1 protein-coding gene and 1 pseudogene are annotated in these 1,575 nt (G+C 66.2%); one reads left to right on the top strand and one right to left on the bottom strand.

What is annotated here, in order from left to right; translation table 11 throughout:
- Positions 1-662: pseudogene (locus ACIOHC_RS43800) on the bottom strand (hypothetical protein); the annotation flags it as partial.
- A gap of 212 nt (positions 663-874) precedes the next feature.
- On the opposite strand from ACIOHC_RS43800, the gene ACIOHC_RS43805 reads away from it, so the two are divergent.
- Entirely contained in the window at positions 875-1,282 is a 408-nt protein-coding gene (locus ACIOHC_RS43805; protein WP_365694673.1) for a hypothetical protein, read from the top strand.
- Positions 1,283-1,575 lie beyond the last annotated feature (293 nt).

Genomic DNA, 1,575 nt, shown 5'->3' on the forward strand with positions numbered 1-1,575 from the left:
CGGACGGCGTCGCGGACAAGGCGCAGCCGAAGGACCGCGCCAGTTCTCCATCCGGCGGAGCTCTCCCGCCTCGCCCTTTTGGGGCTCGATACCAGGAGGACAACACCGGGTTGCCGGCGGCGTCCGTCGTGACCCGCGCCGCCAGCTTGTCGCCGGTGCTCGCCCAAGGGCTCGTAGCTTGCGTCAGCCAGCGCTGTCCCGAGAATGCAGGAACTGGCCTGCAGGAGCGGGCGGTATGGGAGAACTGACGCGACGGACTGCAGGTGCCAGCCCTGTCGGCTGGCCGCTTCGAGAGGCGGACGTGGGACAGATCGAGCAGGGTTTGGAGCGCGCGTTGCGCACCCGGTCTGTTCCCTCAAGCACCGAGGCCCGCCTGCGTTTTCTGCTGGCAGCGCATCGGGGTTCCACCCAGAGTGGGCCATGTACACGGCGGCGGCCTCGATGATGTCGGCCCACCGCCGGTGGCCGAGGACTAGGAAGCCGGTCGGGTAGAGGTGATCGTCGGTGGGGGCGTCGATCCCGGTGACGAACAGGCCCTGGTGGGCGATGAACCCGTTGTCGGCGGCGTCGTCGGCGCAGGGGGTCCAGAGCTGTTCGGCTGGCTGCGTGGTGCCGTCGTCGGCTTCGCTGGTCTCGATCTCGTACTGGGTTGTGGTGGTCATGTGCTCACTCCGGTGCTGGTGTCGGCCGCCTTGAGCACGCGCGGCAGATGGACGTGGAGGTGTTCGACGTGGATCTGGCGGCCGCGGTCGTGGAGTTCCCCGGCAAGCAGTTCAGTGAGACCGGATGCCCTTTTCCGGACTAAGCGGATCTTGGCTGTCGCCAGGTCTGGTTACCTCTGGTGCGTGGGGCCTTGATCAGCGACTCTGTGCGCATGTTGCTTCCGCCCGTTCAGGAGAAGACCGAGTTGATCGAGGTCGTCCGCATCACCGACCCAATGAGGCATCTCAGCGCGCCGAACCTGGTGGGTGACGAAGTTGCGATCTGGGAGGCGGCTCAGGTCAGGGACGCTCTGACGTTGATCAGCTCTGCGCCGGAGAGCGAGCTGTACCGCTGTTTCATCCCGGGCTGGGGTATCCGTGCTCATAGCGCCACCGACCTGCTCTTCCAGATCGCCTTCTGCTTCCAGTGCCATGGGGCCCGCCTGTGGGGGCCGGGCGTGCCCGCCGAGTTGGATGGGATCCACGGCTTTGATCCGGACAGTCCTCCGGCCCTTGAACTGCTTCAACGATTCCGTGGCTCCACGCCGGGCCGGCTCAAAAGGATCTTCCGACGCAGTTGAGGGGCGCCATGCCTTCCCGGGCGAAGTACCGACTACGAGGCGGCCGTCTGCAACGCCCGGGGGAGGTGGACGTGGAGGTGCTCGACTTCGACGTCGCGGCCCCGTTCGCGGAGCGCCTGGGCAAGAAGTTCTGTAACAACTCGCGCGAATTGGTGAGGCGGGGGCGGACTGCCGGGTCTGGGGCGAATCTTGTCCGCCGGGGTTGCTGGGGGCTTCGTCAGTGACGTTACGTAATTTGCTACGGAAATCGCTTGGTGGGTTGGGGGTGGGGGGTGGTTGCATACGGACCATGT

Source organism: Streptomyces sp. NPDC088252 (genome assembly GCF_044740965.1).
Classification (GTDB): domain Bacteria; phylum Actinomycetota; class Actinomycetes; order Streptomycetales; family Streptomycetaceae; genus Streptomyces.

What these genes read in the sequence shown, in the direction of transcription:
- ACIOHC_RS43805 (WP_365694673.1), top strand. Translation starts at nt 875, where the DNA reads ATGTTGCTTCCGCCCGTTCAGGAGAAGACCGAGTTGATCGAGGTCGTC.